Consider the following 20,135-nt stretch of genomic DNA (forward strand, 5'->3'; position numbering starts at 1 on the left):
TGAATCGGCTGTCTGAACATCGACGCAGTAGTGCTGGCCCATGCCTCTACCGGTTTCATACCCCCGAAATAGGAGCTGTACTCAATGAACAAGAAGATCCTTACTGCCGCGCTGCTGGGCGGTCTGGCTTTCGCCCAGGCTGCGTCGGCGCAGGAGTTCGATGACCGCTGGTACCTGACCGGTTCGGCCGGCTTCAACTTCCAGGATAACGACCGTCTGACCAACGACGCTCCGTTCGTGACCCTGGGTCTGGGCAAGTTCATCAGCCCGAACTGGTCGCTGGATGGTGAGCTGAACTACCAGAACCCGAACTTCGACGCCAACCAGGATCAGAACTGGTCGCAGTACGGCGTGTCGTTCGATCTGCGTCGCCACTTCATCAAGGAAGGCCGCGGCTGGAACCCCTACATCGTGGGCGGCCTGGGCTACCAGAAGTCTGAAGAAGAGTACGCAGCTGGCCCGAACGGCCCGGCCGACCGCAAGGACGGCAACCTGGCTGCCAAGCTCGGCGTCGGCCTGCAGACCACCTTCGACAAGCGCGTTGCTGTCCGCGCCGAAGTGGCCTACCGCGCTGACTTCGACGACCAGAGCATCGCCGCGCGCGACGAAAGCTGGTTCGGCGACGTGCTGGCTTCGGTCGGCGTCGTGATCCCGCTGGGCCCGGCCCCGGTGGCTGCTGCTCCGGCTCCGGCTCCGGTTGCCCCGAGCTGCGCCGACCTGGATGACGACGGTGACGGCGTCAACAACTGCGACGACAAGTGCCCGAACTCGCAGCCGGGTCAGACCATTGGTCCGGACGGTTGCCCGGTGCCGGTCTCGATCGACCTGAAGGGCGTGAACTTCGACTTCGACAAGTCGAACCTGCGTCCGGACGCTGTGGCCATCCTGAGCGAAGCCACCGAGATCCTGAAGCGTTACCCGGATCTGCGCGTTGAAGTCGCCGGTCACACCGACTCGAAGGGTACCGACGCTTACAACCAGAAGCTGTCGGAGCGCCGCGCCACCGCGGTGTACAACTACCTGACCAAGAACGGCGTCGACGCTGGCCGTCTGGCCGGTCCGATCGGCTACGGCGAGAGCCGTCCGATTGCGCCGAACACCAACCCGGATGGTTCGGACAATCCGGAAGGTCGCGCCAAGAACCGTCGTACCGAGCTGAACGTCCAGAACTAAGTTCTGACGCTCTGCCAGTAAGACACAGCAGGACCCGGCTTCGGCCGGGTCTTGTTGTTTGTGCGGCCCGGCATGATGAATCAGCACTTCAGTGGCGACCGTTCGTCGGCGATTTGCCCATGAAACCAATGAGTTGCCGTATTCATTGAAAGTGGCGCTTGAAAGATGACGCGGCATTGCTAAACTCGCCGCGTCACTTCCTTTCGTGGATGCCCTCATGCTGCGCTCTGCATCGGCTGCCGTTCTGGCGCTGGCCCTGGTTCCTGCTGCTCACGCTGCGGTCGATTGCTCGGTCAACACCAGCGCTTCGCCGCTGCCGTTGCCGGCCACGGCCGTCGCCCCGGTGGCCGACGAGCTGTACATCCGCAGCAGCCAGCTGGGCATGGCCAGCGGCGTGCTGGGCAGCAGCTACGATCCGTCCCAGTCGCTGGACCAGGTGCTGCAGCGGTTGCGCATCGATGGCTGCCAGAACATCGCCAAGGCGATTCCGAGTGCGCCGGCGGTGAAGCCGAATGATCCGGCCGCGTACAAGCCGCAGACCGAGTTCGACAACACGCCGTGGCGCTTCGACATGAGCCAGAACGGCAAGCGCATGACCGCCGAAGAGTTCGACGCCTGGATGAAGGCGCGCGGCGTGCGCGTGGTCAAGGCGCGTCCGGTTCCGGCCGCCACCCCGGCCGCAGCCGAAGTACCGGCTGAGACCAAGCCGGTCGACAAGAAGTAAGCGCGGCGGGGAGCAGAGGCTTGCGCACGCGCCGCCCACCTGCTGCCCCCGCTGCCCGCTCCCACGCTGCGCGTGGGCGTGCGAATCCTCCTGCGGTTTCCGCTGGCGTGCGCCATGGCCTGGCGCGCGTGCTGTCCAAGGCCGGCGTGTGCTCGCGCAGCGAAGCCGCGCGCTGGATCGCCGATGGCCGTGTCCGTGTCGCCGGGCGCATCGTCCGTGATCCGGAATTTCCGATTGCCAGCCCGGCGCCGCCGATCGAGGTCGACGGCCAGCCGATGGGCGCACCACAACGCCTGTACCTGATGCTCAACAAGCCGCGCGGGGTGATCACCACCGTGCAGGACGAGCGTGGCCGCGACACGGTGTACCGCTGCTTCGATGGCGCGGGCCTGCCGTGGATCGCGCCGGTCGGTCGCCTGGACAAGGCCAGTGAAGGCCTGTTGCTGTTCAGCAACGATCCGCAGTGGGCTGCACGCCTGACCGATCCGGAGACCGGCCCGCAGAAGACCTACCACGTGCAGGTGGATCGCCTGCCCGATGACGACACCCTGGCGGCGCTGCGCGCCGGTGTCGAAGACGAGGGTGAATTCCTCCTCGCCCTGGCCGTACGCGTGCTGCGCAGCGGCGACAAGACCGCCTGGTTGGAGGTGGTCCTCGACGAGGGCCGCAACCGCCATATCCGTCGCCTGCTGGCGGCCTTCGACCTGCAGGTGCTGCGCCTGGTCCGCGTTGCGATCGGAGAGCTCACGCTCGGCGATCTCGGCAAGGGCCAGTGGCGGGCGCTGGAGGTCAGCGACCAGCAGCGGCTGGGGGCCGCTGCACCGGGCTGAGTGATGCCCACGGCCGGCGGTTGCCGGCCACCGTTCCAGGCGTAGGGGGCGCCTGGTTGTCGAATGTCCAGAACGGAGCCTGCCCATGTATCACCCGACCCTCAAGCAAACCCTGCGCTGCGCCAGCCTGTTGTTGCCGATCGTGCTGTTGACCGCGTGTGGCGGCCACAAGAAAACGGCCAAGGCCGATCGCCCGGCCGAGACCCCGGTGGTTGAAGTGAAGACCCCGGAACTGGATGGCCGCGGCAGCTATCGCTTCATGATGAGCAACGGCGACCAGAAGATGACCGCCGACCAGTTCGATGCCTGGATGAAAGCCAATGGCATCCGCGTTGCCAAGGGCAATGGGCAGGATGCTGCCGCCAAGCCGGTGGTGGTCGCCAGCAAGGACGAGCCCAAGGACAAGAAGAAAAAGAAATGACGCGCGTCGCGCGTCATTTCGGTAGCGCCGGGCCGTGCCCGGCGAGCGCATGGCGCGGCTATCGGGAAACCGCCGGGCATGGCCCGGCGCTACCCGTGGGGATCCGACCCCGGCGCTGATCAGCCCTTGATCACGCCCAGCTCGACGCCGATGCGGGTGAACGCATCAATCGCGCGGTCCAGATGCTCACGGCTGTGCGCGGCGCTGATCTGGGTGCGGATGCGCGCCTGGCCCTTGGGTACCACCGGGAAGAAGAAGCCGATCGCATAGATGCCTTCTTCCAGCAGGCGCTCGGCGAACTTCTGCGCCAGCGGTGCGTCGTACAGCATCACCGGGCTGATCGGGTGCACGCCGGGCTTCACGTCGAAGCCGGCAGCGGTCATCTTCTCGCGGAAGTAGCTGGTGTTTTCGGCCAGGGTGCTGCGCAGGTCATCGGCTGCGGCCAGCATCTCGAACGCCTTGATGCCGGCGGCAACCACGTGCGGCGGCAGCGAGTTGGAGAACAGGTACGGGCGCGAACGCTGGCGCAGCAGCTCGATCACTTCGGCGCTGGCGCAGGTGAAGCCACCCAGTGCGCCGCCCATGGCCTTGCCCAGGGTGCCGGTGATGATGTCGATCTTCTCCAGCACGCCCTTGACCTCGGCCGAGCCGCGGCCCGTCGCGCCGAGGAAGCCGGTGGCATGGCATTCGTCGATGTGCACCAGCGCGTTGTACTTCTTCGCCAGTGCGGTGATTTCGTCCAGCGGCGCGATGAAGCCGTCCATCGAGAACACGCCGTCGGTGGTGATCAGCTTGGTCTTGCAGCCGGCAGCATCGGCGGCCTGCAGCTGCGCCTCCAGGTCGGCCATGTCGCAGTTGGCGTAGCGGAAGCGCTTGGCCTTGCACAGGCGCACACCGTCGATGATCGAAGCATGGTTCAACGCATCGGAGATGATCGCGTCGTTCTCGCCCAGCAGCGGCTCGAACAGGCCGCCGTTGGCGTCGAAGCAGGCCGCGTACAGGATGGTGTCCTGCTTGCCGAAGAAATCGGCGATCTGCTTTTCCAGTTGCTTGTGCAGGTCCTGGGTGCCGCAGATGAAGCGCACCGATGCCATGCCGAAACCATGGCTGTCCAGCGCGTCCTTCGCGGCCTGGATCAGGTCCGGATGGTCGGCCAGGCCAAGGTAGTTGTTGGCGCAGAAATTCAGCACCTTGCGGCCGTCTTCGAGGGTGATCTCGGCGGACTGCGGGCTGGTGATGATCCGCTCGGACTTGAACAGGCCCTGGGCGCGGATGGCGTCCAGTTCCTCAGCATAGTGGCGGGTCAGGGCGGAGGAGTCGGTCATGGCGTGGGCGCGGCTCAGCACGGGAAACCACTGATTCTACCGGGCATCGACGGCTGCGGACCGGGCCGGTCGGGGCACCGCCATGGCCGGCACATGTTGCATCGCAATAGCAAACGGGTTAAAAATTCGTGAACCGGGCCTGTCTGGCTCCGGTCGCTGCGCCCGCTGCAGATCCCGCCTTCCACGCCACCGCCCCCACCGGAGACGCCCATGAAGCACGCCCGTGCCTGCCTCGCCATTGCCGCCGCCCTGACCCTCGCGCCGTTCGCCGCCAGTGCCCAGGACAACGAATCTCCGTACAGCTGGAACGTCACCGCCGTCTCGGACTACCTGTTCCGTGGTGTGTCGCAGACCGATGAGGATCCGACCCTGCAGGCCGGCTTCACCTACACCAGCCCGGTCGGCCTGTATGCCGGCGTCTGGGGCTCGGGCGTCGACTTCGGCGCAGGCGATCCGAAGACCGAGGTCGACTACCTGATCGGCTACGGCGTGGACGTGACCGAGCGCGTCAACTTCGACGTGCTGTTGAACCGTTACACCTACCTGAAGTCCAGCCACCAGAACTACAACGAGCTGATCACCACCACCACGCTGGACGACACCTACAAGCTGACGGTGGCCTACAGCAACGACGTGTGGAACAGCAGCACCGATGGCTGGTACTTCGGCCTGGGTGGCAGCTGGGGCCTGCCGAAGGAGTTCACGCTCAACGCCAACGTCGGCCGCAGCACCTTCGAGGACGGGATCGCCAAGGACTACACCGACTGGAATGTCGGCGTCGCCCGCCAGTTCGGCCTGTTCAACGTCGGCCTGGGCTACTACGGCACCGACGGCAATGGCCGCGACAACTCCGGCAAGCTGGCGCACAGCCGGGTGATGCTGAGCGTGGCGGTCGGAAAGTAACGCCGCAGGCGTTACCGGTAGTGCCGGCCGCTGGCCGGCAACACCAAAGAAAAAGGCGCCCAACGGGCGCCTTTTTCAGTTCCGGCGACGCCGGGCATGGCCCGGCGCCACCGTGGGCCGGATCAATTCCAGCTCAAAACAACCTTGCCTGCCTTGCCTTCTTCCATCAGGTCGAAGCCCTTCTGGAAGTCGTCGATCGGCAGCTGGTGGGTCATCACCTTGCCGAGCGGGAAGCCGGACAGCACCAGCTGGGTCATCTTGTACCAGGTCTCGTACATCTTGCGGCCGTAGATGCCCTGCACGGTCAAGCCCTTGAAGATGATCTTGTCCCAGTCGCAGCCGGCGCCCTTGGGCATGATGCCGAGCATGGCGATCTTGCCGCCGTGGTACATGCAGTCGAGCATGTCGTTGAACGCGCGCGGATTGCCGCTCATTTCCAGGCCCACATCGAAGCCCTCCATGTGCAGTTCCTTCATCACGTCCTTCAGCGACGTGTTGGCAACGTTGACCACTCGCGTGGCGCCCATGTCGGCGGCCAGCTTGAGGCGGAAGTCGTTGACGTCGGTCACCACCACGTTGCGTGCACCGATGTGCTTGCAGATGCCGGCGGCGATGATGCCGATCGGGCCGGCGCCGGTGATCAGCACGTCTTCGCCGATGACGTTGAATTCCAGCGCGCAGTGCGCGGCATTGCCGTACGGGTCGAAGAAGGCGGCCAGCTCGGACGGGATCTGGTCGGGGATCGGCCACAGGTTGCTGGCCGGCATCACCATGTATTCGGCGAACGCGCCGTTGACGTTGACGCCGATGCCGACGGTGTTCGGGCACAGGTGCGGACGACCGCCGCGGCAGTTGCGGCAGTGGCCGCAGACGATGTGGCCTTCGGCCGACACGCGCTGGCCGATCTCGTAGCCGGTCACGCCCGGGCCGATCTCGGCGATGCGGCCGACGAACTCATGGCCGATGGTCAGGCCCGGCTTGATCGTGCGCTGGCTCCATTCGTCCCACAGGTAGATGTGCAGGTCGGTGCCGCAGATCGCGGTCTTTTCCAGCTTGATCAGGACCTGGTTGGGGCCCGGGGTCGGCACCGGAACCTCTTCCATCCAGATGCCCTTGGCCGCTTCGCGCTTGACCAGGGCCTTCATCGTTTGCTGCGCCATCGGGGTGGAACTCATCAGGGGGAAAGCGCGGATTATAGGGCGCCACGCGGATTTCCCATGTTGCGCTGCGGGTGCATTGGTGGAACGAAAGCTGCACGCAGGCGGGCGTTTCGAACGGCGCCGCTGCGCTCGCCGGGCCATGCCCGGCGGATGCGTGGGTGCCAACCAAGGTTGGCTGCTACCGGGGCATCGGGGCGTCCGGCCCATGACTTCCGGGGTTCGGGGCGGGGCAGGGTGGCGGGCTACAATCGAAGGTTCCACTACCAGGGGCCGCTCCATGCGCTCGAACCTGCTTGCATTCTCCGTCGTCGCCAGCCTTGGGCTGGTCCAGGTCGCCCATGCCGCTGAAGGCATGTGGGTGCCGCAGCAGCTGCCGGAAATCGCCGGCCCGCTGCAGAAGGCCGGCCTCAAGCTGTCCCCGGAACAGCTGGCCAACCTGACCGGCGACCCGATGGGCGCCGTGGTCGCGCTGGGCGGCTGCACCGCCAGCTTCGTCTCGCCGCAGGGCCTGGTGGTCACCAACCACCACTGTGCCTACGGTGCGATCCAGCTGAATTCGACCGCGCAGAAGAACCTGATCAAGGATGGCTTCAACGCGCCCAAGCTCAGCGATGAACTGAGTGCCGGCCCGAACGCCCGCGTGTTCGTGCTCGACCAGATCACCGACGTCACCGCCCAGGCCAAGGCCGCCATCGCCGGCGCCGGCAAGGACCCGCTGGCCCGCAGCCGTGCGCTGGATGCCTTCGACAAGGCCCAGGTCGCCGCCTGTGAAGCCGATGCCGGTTTCCGCTGCCGCCTGTACAGCTTCTCCGGCGGCAACACCTACCGCCTGTTCCGCAACCTGGAAATCAAGGACGTGCGCCTGGTCTATGCACCTCCGGGCAGCGTCGGCAAGTTCGGCGGCGACGTCGACAACTGGATGTGGCCGCGCCACACCGGTGATTTCTCGTTCTACCGTGCCTACGTCGGCAAGGACGGCAAGCCGGCGGCGTTCTCGGCCGACAACGTGCCGTACCAGCCCAAGCACTTCCTGAAGTTCGCCGATACGCCGCTGGGTGCCGACGACTTCGTGATGGTGGCCGGCTACCCGGGCCGCACCAACCGTTACGCGCTGGCCGGTGAGTTCAACGAGACCGCCAGCTTCACCTACCCGACCATCGCCCGCCACTACAACGCGGTGCTGAAGATGATCGCCGACGCCGGCAAGGCCGACGCCGACGTCAAGGTGAAGTACGCCGCCACCGCCGCCAGCATGAACAACGTGGCCAAGAACTACCTGGGCCAGCTGGAAGGCTTCAAGCGCATCGACGCCGCTGGCCAGAAGCAGGCCGAAGAAGCCGCCGTGCTGGCCTGGCTGAAGAAGCAGGGCGCTGCCGGCAAGCCGGCGCTGGCCGCACACGCGCAGCTGCTGCAGCACCTGGACACCAGCAAGTCCACGCGCGAGCGCGACCTGTTCGTTGGCCAGTTCAACAACACCTCGGCCGTTGGCGCGGCGATCACCCTGTACCGCCTGTCGATCGAGCGCAGCAAGCCGGATGCCGAGCGCGAAGCGGGTTACCAGGACCGCGACCTGACCACCATCGAGGGCAGCCTGAAGCAGATGGATCGCCGCTACGTGGCGAAGATGGACCAGCAGCTGCAGTCTTACTGGCTGGACCAGTACGTGGCCCTGCCGGCCGCGCAGCGCGACAACGAAGTGTTGAACAAGTGGCTGGCCGGCAGCGATGCCACTGCGGTGAAGTCGCTGGTGACCAAGCTGGGCGGCACCGAGCTGGGCAGCCTGGACAACCGCCTGAAGTGGTTCAAGGCCGACCGCGCTGCGTTTGAAGCCAGCAATGATCCTGCCATCCAGTACGCGGTGGCCGTCATGCCGGCGCTGTTGAAGCAGGAAGAGCAGAAGAAGATCCGCGAAGGCGAATCGCTGACTGCCCGTCCGCTGTACCTGCAGGCCGTGGCCGACTACAAGAAGAGCCAGGGCGAGTTCGTCTACCCGGACGCCAACCTGTCGCTGCGCATCACCTTCGGCAACGTCATGGGCTATGGCAAGGACGGCGTGAAGTACACCCCGTTCACCACCCTGGAAGGTGTGGCGGCGAAGGAAACCGGTGAAGATCCGTTCGACTCGCCGAAGGCACTGCTCGATGCGGTCAAGGCCAAGCGTTACGGCGGCCTGGAAGACAAGCGGATCGGTTCGGTACCGGTGAACTTCCTGTCCAACCTGGACATCACCGGCGGCAACTCCGGTTCGCCGGTGCTCGATGCCAACGGCAAGCTGGTCGGCCTGGCCTTCGACGGCAACTGGGAATCGGTCAGCTCCAACTGGGTGTTCGACCCGGTGATGACCCGCATGATCGCTGTCGACAGCCGCTACATGCAGTGGATCATGCAGGAAGTGGCGCCGGCGCCGCAGCTGCTGAAGGAACTGAACCTGGCGAAATAAGGTAGTGCCGGCCGCTGGCCGGCAACCCCGGCAGCCACTGCCGGGCGGTGCATCCACGCATGGCGTGGATCTACTGCTCTGCTCAAACCCCGCGACGTCTGTCGCGGGGTTTTTTTGTCAGCAGCCCTAAGCGGTTTCCCAGGGAACTGGTCGTCCCATCCCCGACACATCGCTGCCTGCTCCGAGCACTCGACAGTGATTCCAGTAGTCATCTTCCGAGCCTTCGAGGCTGTCGAGATGCAGGCGGACGGATGGGAGAGGCCAGCTGTGCTCCATTGCAGCCAGCGCGATCAGCTGTTCGCATACGTCATCGTCCGGTGCATCCAATCCGGACAACAAGTGCTCGAACGCTTCATAGAACTCTTCCTCGGGATCGTTCAGGGCGGCGATTTCGTCCATTTCAATCGAAATGTACTCATAGGGTGCATCTTCAATCAGCCGCTCAAGCATGCTCACGTAGGGAGCAAGATCACCAATGCCCGCGAATGCCTGGACGATGCCTGCGTGGCGCCGCCGCAAGGTATCGAGCACTTTCTGCTTGGGTGCCGAGGGTGCCCGGCCAATCACAACTTCGCCATCGACTTCGAATTCGGCGCGCTGGAAATCTGCAGGTGTAAAAAGTGCCGGCCACAGTAACGGTATGCAGTAGACATCGTTCGCCAGCGTCTGGACGTCCGAATCGTACTCATCGGCGAAGCTGGGATAGATGCCGGGCAAGGGGCTGGAGCACAGATAGGATCGATTTGACATGGATCGGCCTGCAAAAGCCTCAAGCATGGACATCGGTTGCCGGCGATACCATCAGATTCCTTGCATATTGCGAAGTGTACGCGGCTGTCCGTTTCGAGGTTGTTGGGTGTGCTGTGATCCCGGCCGTCCGGCCCGGTCCGCCGAACAGGTATCATCCCTGTTCCGCGTACTTCACAGGATGTGAACGAAACGCGGAAACCTCCTCCCCCCAGGACCCCTTGTTCGCATGCGCATCCTGCTTGCCCGTCACGGCGAAACGCCGTGGAACGCCGAAGGCCGCTACCAGGGCCAGATCGACATCCCGCTTTCGCCCATCGGTGAAGCCCAGGCGCAGGCGCTTGGCGCCCGCCTGGTTTCGGTGGACATCACCCGTGCGGTGGCCTCGCCGCTGTCGCGCGCCCAGCGCACCGCGCAGCTGGCCCTTGGCGCTGAGCGCGCCGACATGCTGCTGACCGAGCCGGAACTGCAGGAGATCGCCCACGGTGAGTGGGAAGGTCTGCTGGCCAGCGAAATCAACGAAAAAGATCCGTCGCGCCTGCAGGCCTGGCGCAATGAGCCCGACACCGTGCTGATGCCGGGCGGCGAATCGCTGCGCCTGGTGCTGGAGCGCAGCTGGCGCGGCTTGGCCCGTGCCGTTGAAGGCCTTGGCGAACACGACACGCTGCTGGTGGTCGCCCACGACGCGGTCAACCGGGTGATCCTGTGCAAGGTGCTGGGCCTGCCGCTGTCGCGGCTGTGGACCTTCCGCCAGGCACCGACAACCCTCAACCTGCTTGAAGGCCCCGATCTGGACAGCCTGGAAGTGGTGCGCCTGAACGACTGCGCCCACCACACGCCGTTCTTCGGTGAAGCCAAGCACCGCGCACTCTGAATTTCCTGTCCTGAGCCACCTGTACCTGTTGGAAGCCTTGCCGTGAAGAACACCCCGACCACTCTGGCCGATTGGCTGGATTACATTGAACGCCAGCACCCGGCCACCATCGACATGGGACTGGAGCGCGTGCGCACCGTGGCCACCGCGATGGGCCTGGGCACGCCGGCCAGGCACACCATCGTGGTCGGTGGTACCAACGGCAAGGGCTCCACCGTTGCCTTCATCGAAGCCATCGCGCGCGCTGCGGGCTGGAAGGTCGGTGCGTACACCTCACCGCACCTGCTGCGCTACAACGAGCGCGTGCGCATCGATGGCCAGGATGCCGATGACGCTGCACTGGTCGCTGCGTTCAACGTAGTCGAGGCCGCGCGCGGTGATGTGACGCTGACCTATTTCGAATACGGAACGCTGGCCGCGCTGCAGTTGTTCGCCGACGCCGATCTTGATCTGGCCGTGCTGGAAGTTGGCCTTGGCGGCCGCCTGGATGCGGTCAACATCGTCGATGCCGACGTGGCGGTGATCACCACCGTGGACATCGATCACGCCGAATGGCTGGGCGAGGACCGCGAGGCCATCGGTGCCGAGAAGGCCGGCATCATCCGCGGCTGGAAGCCGGTGATCCTGGGCGAGACCGATCCGCCGTCGAGCGTGCTGGCGCGCGCCTACCTGGTGGGTGCCAACGCGATCCGCGGTGGCAGCGACTATTTCTACGAACCGATCGACGCGCAGCGTTGGCGCTGGCGCGATGTCGGCACCCGCCTGGAGCTGCCGACCCCGGCGCTGGCCGGGCCGATCCAGCTGGCCAACGCCGGTGCGGCGATCGCGGCGCTGCGTGCGCTGGACAAGCCGGTGCCGCGCGCCGCATGGGCCGCAGGCGTGGCTGCGGCGCGCATCGCCGGGCGCCTGCAGGCGTTCGAGCGCGATGGCGTGCAGGTCCGCGTCGATGTCGGCCACAACCCGCAGGCGGCCGGCCAGCTGGCGCGCGCGCTGAAGGCCGAGGCGACTCCCGGGCGCACCCTGGCGGTATATGCCGCGCTGCAGGACAAGGACGCCGTGGGCGTGGTGCAGGCCCTGCAGGACGTGGTGAACGACTGGACCCTGGCCGGCCTGGATGGCCCGCGTGGGCAGAGCGCGGCGCAGTTGCAGGCGCGCCTGGCCGATACCACTGCGGCCGCTGCGGCGTTGGCCGACACGGTCGAACAGGCGCTGGCGCAGGTGCTGGCCCGTGCCGAGCGCGGCGACCGGGTATTGGTGTTCGGTTCCTTCCATACCGCCGCCGCTGCGCTGCAATGGCTGCAGGCCCCTGCCTGACCGCCGTTCAGCCATTACCGACGCCGCCCGGTCGCGCACCCGTATAATCGACCGCAACGTCCAGCCTGCCGCCTGCCCTACGTGGATACGCCCCTGAAACAGCGTCTGATTGGTGCCATCGTCCTGGTGGCCTTGGCCGTCATCTTCCTGCCGATGCTCGTCAAGGGCCCGGCCCCGGACAGCGGTGTGGCCAATGTGCCGATCGCCGCGCCCGATGCGCCGGCCGATGGCCAGTTCGAAACCCGCGAACTGCCGCTGGTCGCGCCTGCCGGTGGCGCCACCGGATTGCAGAGCGGCCAGGCCCGTCCCGTCGAGGAGTTCGCTGCACCGGCTGCGCCGCCGACTGTGGACACCTCGCCAGCAGTCGCCGCCGGCAACTACGCGGTGACCTTCGGCGCCTACGGCAGCCAGGCCGATGCCGATGCGGTGGTCGCCTACCTGAAGCGCTCGCAGCTTCCGGGCTTCATCGAGACCGCATCGATCAACGGTCGCCCAGCCTGGCGCGTGCGCGTTGGACCGTATGCCGACCGTGCGCAGGCCGAAGCGGGCCGGCTGCAGGCGGTGAAGGTCCGTGCCGACGTGAAGGCAGAAGTCATCACCCTCGATGCCAAGCCCTCGACCAGCGCACCGGTGGCCAGCACGCCGGCGCCCGCGCCGAGCGCCAGCACCCCCGTCGCGGCGACTGCGCCGTCGGCGACCGGCAATCCGGTGCGCAGTGAAAGCCTGCCGCCGAGCACGCCGACCGCAGCAACAGCGCCGGCCACCAAGCCGGAACCGGCCAAGCCCGTGGCAAAGCCGGAACCAAAGCCCGAACCCAAGCCCGAAGCGACTGCCAGCAAGCCGGCCACCCCGCCGACTACGCCGGCCGCACCGGCTGCGAGCGGCGTGGGGTTTGCCGTGCAGCTCGGTGCATTCGGCCAGGCCAACGATGCCAACGCCCTGCGCGACAAGGTCCGCGCGGCAGGCTTCAGCGCCTTCGTCGAGCAGGTGCGCACCGAAAAGGGCAGCCTGCACCGGGTCCGGGTCGGGCCGGTCGCCAACCGCGCCGATGCCGAACAATTGAAGGCGCAGGTCGCCGCCAAGGTCGGCGTGGCCGGCATGGTGCGACCGCACCCATGACCTGTACGCAGCCCCGTTGCCAGCGCCGCCGAAGGAGCGGGGCGCCATGATCGACGTGGTGCTGCTGATCGTGATCGCCGCCTCCACCCTGCTCGGGTTGCTGCGCGGCTTCGTCGGCATCGTCATCGGCACCGTATCGTGGCTGGTGGCCGCCTGGGCGGCCTTCGCCTTCGGCAACGACGCCGCACGCTGGTGGGCGGCACCGGCCGCGCCCGGCGGCGAGCATTTCATCGGCGGCTACCTCAGCGTCGGCATCGGCGTGATGATCGTCGTCGCGGTGATCGGCATGGTCATCAAGGCCATCGTCCACCGCAACATGCTGGGCAGCCTGGACCGCCTGCTGGGCGGCGTCCTCGGCGCTGTTCGTGGGGGCCTCATCGCGGCCGTGTTGCTGCTGCTGGCCGGCTTCACCCCGCTCACTGCCGAACCCTCCTGGCGCGGCTCGGCGCTGCGGCCGGTGTTGAACCCGGCCGTGGCCTGGATGAACAGCAAGCTGCCGCACTGGCAGGTGCCGGGGGCCGACCTGCTGCCCAAGGCCTTGCCGATGGACGCACTGTCCCCATCTGCGTTGATGGAGCTGGGCAAGAGTGCCGGCGCCGGAGTGGGCAAGCCGGGGGCGACAGGCGATAATGGCGTACTCGGTCAGATAGTGGCGGGCAGCGGATGGCTGCGGCCTGCGAAGGCGGAACAGGGCGAGGCATACGATCCGGCCGAAGTGCGCCCGGACGCCCCAGCACTACCGGGCAGCATCGAGCCGGACGACCCGGCCAATGTCGACCGCAGACGCGGCGACAACTCTGGCCAGGTACGGCCACCTTCCTTGTAACTGGGCACAGCCCAGCGGAGACCTCGCATCATGTGTGGCATCGTCGGAATCGTCGGCAACCAGAACGTCGCCGGGCAGTTGTATGACGGCTTGACCGTCCTCCAGCATCGCGGCCAGGACGCGGCGGGCATCGCCACCGTCAACGGCAGCCGCCTGCGGGTGCAGAAGGCCACCGGCCTGGTCCGCGATGTCTTCGATGCACGCACCATGTCCACCCTGGAAGGCAGTGTCGGTATCGCCCATGTGCGCTACCCGACCGCCGGTTCGGAAGGCATGGACGAGGCGCAGCCGTTCTACGTCAATTCGCCGTACGGCATCGCGCTGGCCCACAACGGCAATCTGATCAACACCGAGGACCTGCGCCAGCAGGTGTTCGAGCAGGACCGCCGCAACGTCAATACCGATTCGGACAGCGAAGTGCTGTTGAACGTGTTCGCCTACGAACTGGAGCAGCAGCGCCAGCTCAGCCCGGAAGCGGCCATCCGCGCGGTGGCCGGCGTGCACCGTCGCTGCAAGGGCGGCTATGCGGTGGTCAGCGTGGTGCTGGGCCTGGGCCTGGTCGCTTTCCGCGATCCGCATGGCATCCGCCCGCTGGTGCTGGGCAAGCGCAGCCACGCCGAGGGTGACGAGTACATCGTGGCCTCCGAGTCGGCCGCGCTGGACGTGCTGGGCTTCCAGCGCGTGCGTGACGTGCAGCCGGGCGAAGCACTGGTGATCACCGCGCGTGGCGAACTGTTCTCGGAAATCTGCGCCGAGCCGGCCGAGCACACCCCGTGCATCTTCGAGTACGTGTATTTCGCACGCCCGGATTCGATGATCGACAACGTGTCGGTGCACAAGGCGCGCATGCGCATGGGCATCAAGCTGGGCGAGAAGATCCTGCGCCTGCGCCCGGACCACGACATCGACACCATCATCCCGATCCCGGACACCTCGCGCGATGCCGCGCTGGAGATCTCCAACGTGCTCGGGGTGAAGTACCGCGAAGGCTTCATCAAGAACCGTTACATCGGCCGCACGTTCATCATGCCGGGCCAGGGCGAGCGGGTGAAGTCGGTGCGCCGCAAGCTCAACCCGATCCACCTGGAATTCCGCAACCGCGTGGTGCTGCTGGTGGACGACTCGATCGTGCGCGGCACCACTAGCCAGCAGATCGTGCAGATGGCGCGTGACGCCGGCGCACGCAAGGTCTACCTGGCCAGCGCCGCGCCGCCGGTGCGTTACCCGAACATCTACGGCATCGACATGCCGGCCGCTGAAGAACTGGTCGCGCACAACCGCAGCATCGAGGAAATCGAAGCCCACCTGGGCTGCGACTGGCTGATCTACCAGGACATCGAAGACATGGAAGCGGCGGTGAGTGAAGGCAATCCGGCGCTGCGCAACTTCGATTCGTCGTGCTTCAACGGGCATTACCCGACGGGCATCGAGCCGGGTTACTTCGAGCGCATCCAGCAGCTGCGTTCGGACGACGCCAAGCACAAGCGCCGCGCCTGAGGTCCAGGCGGTGATCGACGTGCCTGACGTCGGTGGCAATCTGCTGCGCGCCGCGCAGCAGTGCCTGGCCGAAGCCGATCCCCTGCGCAAGGTTGCACTGACCCAGGCCTACGCCGCTGGGTTCCGCGCCGGCCGGTTGAACGTACCGGCCGATGCGCCGCCAGCCGAACCGATCCGCATGCCGGGCCGACCGCCGCAGCTGCTGATGGTGCATCCGCGTGAAGTGCCCCGGCGCGGCCTGGGCGGGGTGGAGGGGCGCGCGGCGTTCATCCATGCCATCGCCCATATCGAGCTCAATGCGATCGACCTGGCCTGGGACGCGGTATACCGCTTCCGCGGTCTGCCGGCAGCGTTCCATGCCGACTGGGTGAGCTGCGCCGACGACGAATCGCGCCACTTCATGCTGCTGCGCGAGCGCCTGCTGGCACATGGCCATGAGTACGCCGATTTCCCTGCGCACAACGGCCTGTGGGAAATGTGCGAGAAGACCGCGCACGACGGCCTCGCGCGCATGGCGCTGGTGCCGCGCGTGCTGGAAGCGCGTGGGCTGGACGTGACCCCGGGCATGATCGACAAGCTGCGCAATGTCGGCGACGGTGAAACCGCTGACGTGCTGGAAGTGATCCTGCGCGAGGAGGTTGCACACGTTGCCGCTGGGTCGCGCTGGTTCCGCTGGTACTGCGAGCGCGCCGGCGTCGAACCGCGTGCACGTTTCAAGGAACTGCTGGTCGAGTATGCCGGTGGCTACCTGCACGGGCCGTTCAACATGGAAGCGCGCCTGCTGGCGGGGTTCGATGCGGATGAGCTCGCCAATCTGATCGAACAGGCGGGTTGACCGGCGTCGGCCGATCCACATCCACGCATGGCGTGGATCTACTGCAAGGCCGGTACCCCGGTGGATGAGGTCCACCCGCCACCCCAGGAGATCCACGCCATGCGTGGATGCCGTTCGCTCGTTCACCCGTTCGGCAACACCACGCGCCTGCCATCCACCGTCGGCCGGTTGATGTAGAACAACCCCGGCCCAGGCCGATACGGCAGCTCGCTGACACCAGCATCGGCGGTGTAGGTCAGGGCGGTATCGCCCAGCGCATCGAAATTCCAGTGTGCGGACTGCATCAGGTAACGGCGGCGCAGCAGCGCTTCCTGCGTCGGGGTCAGCGACTGGCCGGAGATCAGGCGGCGCGCGATCGGCTGCAGTGCACCAGGCAGCTCCCAACCCGCCACCTCGGCGGCGTCGGCGGTCCAGGTCACGCCGGCATCGATGGCGTGCTTCTGCATCACCTGCAGCGCAACCAGCTGATAGCGCCAATCGATGCGCCGGTGCAGCACCACCGCAGCGGTGACGTACAGCACCGGCGACATCAGCACGCTGCGGCTGCCCGCGCGTCGTTGCTGCTGCCACTGGTGCCAGACATCGACCCACACTTCCTTCGAGCTCAGCCCCAGCTGCTGCCGCCAGCGTTCGGCGTCAGCCTGTGCCTCAGCGTAGGCGGTCGTCGCCTGCAGCAGGGCCAGTGGCGGCGTCTGGTAGTCCTCCACGCTGGGCTGGCGCAGCTGCTGCCGTCTGGGCCGGCTGAGCAGCTTGGGCCCTTCCTCCACCTGGTCGTAGCCTCCACCGATGTTGGCGTGCACACCGGGCAGTGCGATTTCGGGATGGGTCGGTGCCACCGTGGTCAACGCATAGTGCTGGCGATGCTCATCGCGCGCGCTGAGCTGCAACACAGCCTCGGCGATGCCCGCGGGCAGGGCGATGCGGGGATGCTCGTCGGCGCGGCCACCGTTGACGGCGACCACCGTGTCGAACAGACCGATGAAGCGCAGTGCCGGCCGCGGCAGGGCGAAATCGGCGCTGCACGAAAGCCCCGCGTGCAGCAGAAGCTGCTGCCAGCGCGCGGCATCCCACCCGCGCAGGTGGTTGGCCACATCGCGCGCGGAGGCCGCGCCGCGTGAGTAGCCGAACAGATCAAGCTGCACGCTGTGCAGCGGCGCGCGCCACTGCCCGGCAAGTGACGACAGTGCGGCCGGCAGCAACACCCGCAATGCACGCTGCACCTTCGCCTGCACGCCACTGGCGCCAATCCCGAAGGCCAGGCCGATCAGGTCGTCCTCGGCATCGTCGCGGGTGCCGACACCTTCAACATAGATCGCCAGCGAAGGTGCGCTGCCCGGTGTGCGTCGGCTGTCCGGATACAACTGGTGCAGGCGCGCGATGTTGGTGGCGCCGTTGTCGTAGCTGCTGGTCAGCCGGCTCTGGTAGGTCGAATCGTCATCGGCGCGGAGCAGGGCAGGGCGTGGTCGCGGCACCTGCCGGTGACCCTGCGCCAGGTTGTGCGCGTTGTTGCGGGTGCCGTCGAAGAACAGGCCGATCCGCAGCAGGCCCGGATCAGCCGTCATGTCACTGCTGTGCTGTCCTGGTGCCATGTGCATTTCCCGTCGTGGCCACGTCACGGTAGCGCGAAAGCTTTGTGTTGGCGAAGTGTACTGACGCTTTTGACCTCACTGAACGCAGATGCGGTCGATCACAGATCGCGATTTCCATTCCCCTCATCTATTGAATTCACGCGCCCTGCGCAGGCCTGATGGCCGAACCCGGCTCCCCGGGTCGTGCTGCATCAACGCTGTCTACTTCACTCCAAGGAGCGACAAGATGATGTCCAGATCGATAGGTAAAGCGACAGGTGGTCTGTTGTTGGGATTGTCGGTAACGGCCGCCGCGAGTGCGGCGCCGTTGTTCGAGCCGGTCACCGTGCTCAGCCGTGCATCGGCCAGCAGTGAGCCGGCACTGGGGCGATTGCTGGCCACCCCGTCCACCGCCGCCGTACAGGAAGTGCGAGTCGATGCCGCCGCCACCGCGCAGTCGCAGCTGGAATTCGAGCTGCTCGGGCAGAAGGTGCAGGCCGTTCGCAGCAAGGTCGAGGCGCTGCCGGATGGCGGCAGCGTCTGGTATGGCCAGTTGCGCGCGCCGTCCGATCGCCTGCAGGCGGCCACGTCAAATGGCCAGGACGATCCGGGCAACTCGCTGATCCTGGTGCGCTCGGGCAACACTCTCACCGGCTCGATCCGCAAGGACGGCAAGCTGTATCGCCTGCGTCCGCTGGGCAATCGCCACGTGCTGGTCGAGGTGGATGAGTCGCGGATGCCGGCAGACCATCCGGCCGACTACAACCAGTTGCCGAAGATCGCCATGCCGGCCAATGATCGCCTTGGCACCGCGCAGGCCTCGTCGGGAAGCCCGGCGACCATCCGCGTGCTGGTGGTGGCGACCAACGCTGCAGTGAGCGCCTACGGTGGCAACATGCAGTCGCTGGTGCAGCTGGCCGTTGCCGAATCCAACCAGGGGTATACCAACAGCAACGTGGGCCTGACCCTGCAGCTGGCCGGTTATGAAACCACCAGCTACACCGAGTCCGGCAATTTCACCACCGACCTGTCGCGCTTCCGTGGCACCAGCGACGGCTACATGGACAGCATCCACACCAGCCGCAACAACACGGCCGCCGACGTCGGCGTACTGCTGATCAACAACACCAGTTACTGCGGGCTGGCCTCGGGCATCGGCTCCACGGCGTCGACGGCGTTTGCCGCGGTGTACTGGGATTGCGCCACCGGCTACTACTCGTTCGCCCATGAAATCGGCCATCTGCAGAGCGCACGGCACGATATCGCCAGTGATCCGAGCACGTCACCGTATGCCTATGGCCATGGCTATCGTTATGAGCCGGCCAGCGGATCGCGCTGGCGCACGATCATGGCCTACGACTGCTCGGCCGGCTGTCCGCGGCTGAACTACTGGTCCAATCCGAACATCAGCTACAACGGCGTGCCGATGGGCATCGCCAGCAGTGCCGACAACCAGCGCGTGCTGGTCAATACCAAGGCCACCATCGCGGCCTTCCGCTGAGGCCAGGCGCCGACCAGGGTCGGCGTCTGGCAGAGCGCGTACACCTGCTCTGCTGGATGCCAACCTTGGTTGGCACCCTGCGATCCATCATTCGCGGCTGAGCGTATCCAGCGTCCAGCCGTTGGCATCCACGCGCAGCACCGAGCCCTGTTCGTACCAGTCGCCCAGCACGATGCGGGTGCAGCTGCGTCCGCCGGCCTGCAGGGTGTGGATCGCCGGGCGATGGGTATGGCCATGGATCATCGTGTCCACGCCGTGGCGCACGTAAGTGGCTTCCACTTCGGCCGGGGCCACGTCGGTGACCGTTTCGAACTGCGCACGATCGCCCTGTTTCATTTCCGACTGGCGCGCCTGGCTCGCATCGCGCGCTTTCTGCGCGAAGGCGATGCGCGCTTCCAGCGGCTGCGACAGGAACTGCGCCTGGAAGACAGGATCGCGGGTCTGGGCGCGGAACTGCTGGTAGGGAATGTCATCGGTGCACAGCAGGTCGCCGTGCTGCAGCAGCACCGGGCGGCCGTACAGCTCGATCATGCACGGGTCCGGCAGGATGCGAAGGCCGGCGCGGCGGGCATAGTCTTCGCCGAGCAGGAAATCACGGTTGCCGCGGATGAAGAACACCGGCACGCCGCTGTCGGACAGTACCTTCAGCGCATCGGCCACCGCATCGGCTGCGGCCGAGGGGGTGTCATCGCCGATCCAGGCTTCGAACAGATCGCCGAGGATGTACAGCGCGTCGGCGCCGGGCGCCTCCTCGCGCAGGAAGCGCAGGAACAGGTCGGTGATGGCCGGACGGCTGGGGTCCAGATGCAGATCGGAGATGAACAGCGTGGTCATGCGGATATTCTAGGGCATCGCTTCGCCGGTAGCGCAGGGCCCTG

18 protein-coding genes are annotated in these 20,135 nt (G+C 66.3%); 13 read left to right on the top strand and 5 right to left on the bottom strand.

Annotated elements, in window-relative coordinates:
* The first annotated feature begins 84 nt into the window (after positions 1–84).
* The 4 genes from QP457_RS04420 (at position 85) to QP457_RS04435 (ending at position 3,148) form a co-directional block, all read left to right on the top strand.
* Positions 85–1,173 (top strand): OmpA family protein, encoded by a 1,089-nt coding sequence (locus tag QP457_RS04420; RefSeq protein WP_176021648.1) that lies wholly within the window; start codon positions 85–87, stop codon positions 1,171–1,173.
* A 217-nt stretch (positions 1,174–1,390) separates the two neighbouring features.
* Positions 1,391–1,897 (top strand): hypothetical protein, encoded by a 507-nt coding sequence (locus QP457_RS04425; RefSeq protein ID WP_049467667.1) that lies wholly within the window; start codon positions 1,391–1,393, stop codon positions 1,895–1,897.
* A gap of 20 nt (positions 1,898–1,917) precedes the next feature.
* On the top strand, positions 1,918–2,727 hold the full coding sequence (locus QP457_RS04430) for a pseudouridine synthase (RefSeq protein WP_205406363.1): 810 nt from the start codon (positions 1,918–1,920) through the stop codon (positions 2,725–2,727).
* An 85-nt stretch (positions 2,728–2,812) separates the two neighbouring features.
* Positions 2,813–3,148 carry a hypothetical protein gene (locus QP457_RS04435; protein ID WP_132825840.1) on the top strand — a complete coding sequence of 112 codons (336 nt, stop codon included), beginning with the start codon at positions 2,813–2,815 and terminating at the stop codon, positions 3,146–3,148.
* Between the two features lie 119 nt (positions 3,149–3,267).
* Here QP457_RS04435 and kbl read toward each other — a convergent pair whose 3' ends face one another.
* Complete coding sequence (kbl, locus tag QP457_RS04440) at positions 3,268–4,473, bottom strand: glycine C-acetyltransferase (protein WP_205406362.1); 1,206 nt, start codon at positions 4,471–4,473, stop codon at positions 3,268–3,270.
* Positions 4,474–4,683: 210 nt separating this feature from the next.
* Here kbl and QP457_RS04445 point away from each other — a divergent pair, with 210 nt between their 5' ends.
* Positions 4,684–5,376 carry a TorF family putative porin gene (locus QP457_RS04445; RefSeq protein WP_089239045.1) on the top strand — a complete coding sequence of 231 codons (693 nt, stop codon included), beginning with the start codon at positions 4,684–4,686 and terminating at the stop codon, positions 5,374–5,376.
* A gap of 122 nt (positions 5,377–5,498) precedes the next feature.
* Here the strand turns inward: QP457_RS04445 and tdh are convergent, their stop codons facing one another.
* Positions 5,499–6,521 (bottom strand): L-threonine 3-dehydrogenase, encoded by a 1,023-nt coding sequence (tdh, locus tag QP457_RS04450; protein ID WP_032952044.1) that lies wholly within the window; start codon positions 6,519–6,521, stop codon positions 5,499–5,501.
* A 292-nt stretch (positions 6,522–6,813) separates the two neighbouring features.
* On the opposite strand from tdh, the gene QP457_RS04455 reads away from it, so the two are divergent.
* Positions 6,814–8,976, top strand: coding sequence for a S46 family peptidase (locus QP457_RS04455; protein ID WP_205406361.1), 2,163 nt, complete (start codon positions 6,814–6,816; stop codon positions 8,974–8,976).
* 126 nt (positions 8,977–9,102) lie between these two features.
* Here QP457_RS04455 and QP457_RS04460 read toward each other — a convergent pair whose 3' ends face one another.
* Positions 9,103–9,759 carry a hypothetical protein gene (locus QP457_RS04460; RefSeq protein WP_205406360.1) on the bottom strand — a complete coding sequence of 219 codons (657 nt, stop codon included), beginning with the start codon at positions 9,757–9,759 and terminating at the stop codon, positions 9,103–9,105.
* 193 nt (positions 9,760–9,952) lie between these two features.
* Here QP457_RS04460 and QP457_RS04465 point away from each other — a divergent pair, with 193 nt between their 5' ends.
* The 6 genes from QP457_RS04465 (at position 9,953) to QP457_RS04490 (ending at position 16,188) form a co-directional block, all read left to right on the top strand.
* Positions 9,953–10,597 (top strand): histidine phosphatase family protein, encoded by a 645-nt coding sequence (locus QP457_RS04465; RefSeq protein WP_180163711.1) that lies wholly within the window; start codon positions 9,953–9,955, stop codon positions 10,595–10,597.
* 42 nt (positions 10,598–10,639) lie between these two features.
* Positions 10,640–11,911, top strand: a complete 1,272-nt coding sequence (gene folC / locus QP457_RS04470) for a bifunctional tetrahydrofolate synthase/dihydrofolate synthase (RefSeq protein ID WP_205406359.1) — start codon at positions 10,640–10,642, stop codon at positions 11,909–11,911.
* 81 nt (positions 11,912–11,992) lie between these two features.
* Positions 11,993–13,030, top strand: a complete 1,038-nt coding sequence (locus QP457_RS04475; RefSeq protein WP_205406358.1) for an SPOR domain-containing protein — start codon at positions 11,993–11,995, stop codon at positions 13,028–13,030.
* A gap of 46 nt (positions 13,031–13,076) precedes the next feature.
* Positions 13,077–13,856 carry a CvpA family protein gene (locus tag QP457_RS04480; RefSeq protein WP_205406357.1) on the top strand — a complete coding sequence of 260 codons (780 nt, stop codon included), beginning with the start codon at positions 13,077–13,079 and terminating at the stop codon, positions 13,854–13,856.
* Positions 13,857–13,886: 30 nt separating this feature from the next.
* Entirely contained in the window at positions 13,887–15,353 is a 1,467-nt protein-coding gene (gene purF, locus QP457_RS04485; RefSeq protein ID WP_025878104.1) for an amidophosphoribosyltransferase, read from the top strand.
* Positions 15,354–15,363: 10 nt separating this feature from the next.
* Positions 15,364–16,188 (top strand): ferritin-like domain-containing protein, encoded by an 825-nt coding sequence (locus tag QP457_RS04490; protein WP_205406356.1) that lies wholly within the window; start codon positions 15,364–15,366, stop codon positions 16,186–16,188.
* 122 nt (positions 16,189–16,310) lie between these two features.
* Here QP457_RS04490 and QP457_RS04495 read toward each other — a convergent pair whose 3' ends face one another.
* Positions 16,311–17,783, bottom strand: a complete 1,473-nt coding sequence (locus tag QP457_RS04495; RefSeq protein ID WP_205406355.1) for a DUF2235 domain-containing protein — start codon at positions 17,781–17,783, stop codon at positions 16,311–16,313.
* A 220-nt stretch (positions 17,784–18,003) separates the two neighbouring features.
* Between QP457_RS04495 and QP457_RS04500 the strand changes: the two genes are divergently transcribed.
* The gene (locus QP457_RS04500; RefSeq protein ID WP_205406354.1) at positions 18,004–19,257 is read left to right on the top strand and encodes a zinc-dependent metalloprotease; all 1,254 of its coding nucleotides are present in this window, start codon (positions 18,004–18,006) and stop codon (positions 19,255–19,257) included.
* Positions 19,258–19,344: 87 nt separating this feature from the next.
* Here the strand turns inward: QP457_RS04500 and lpxH are convergent, their stop codons facing one another.
* Positions 19,345–20,091 carry a UDP-2,3-diacylglucosamine diphosphatase gene (gene lpxH, locus QP457_RS04505; protein WP_180163718.1) on the bottom strand — a complete coding sequence of 249 codons (747 nt, stop codon included), beginning with the start codon at positions 20,089–20,091 and terminating at the stop codon, positions 19,345–19,347.
* Positions 20,092–20,135: the final 44 nt, after the last annotated feature.

The sequence above is a fragment of the Stenotrophomonas sp. As-7 genome (genome assembly GCF_030291015.1).
GTDB lineage: Bacteria > Pseudomonadota > Gammaproteobacteria > Xanthomonadales > Xanthomonadaceae > Stenotrophomonas > Stenotrophomonas lactitubi.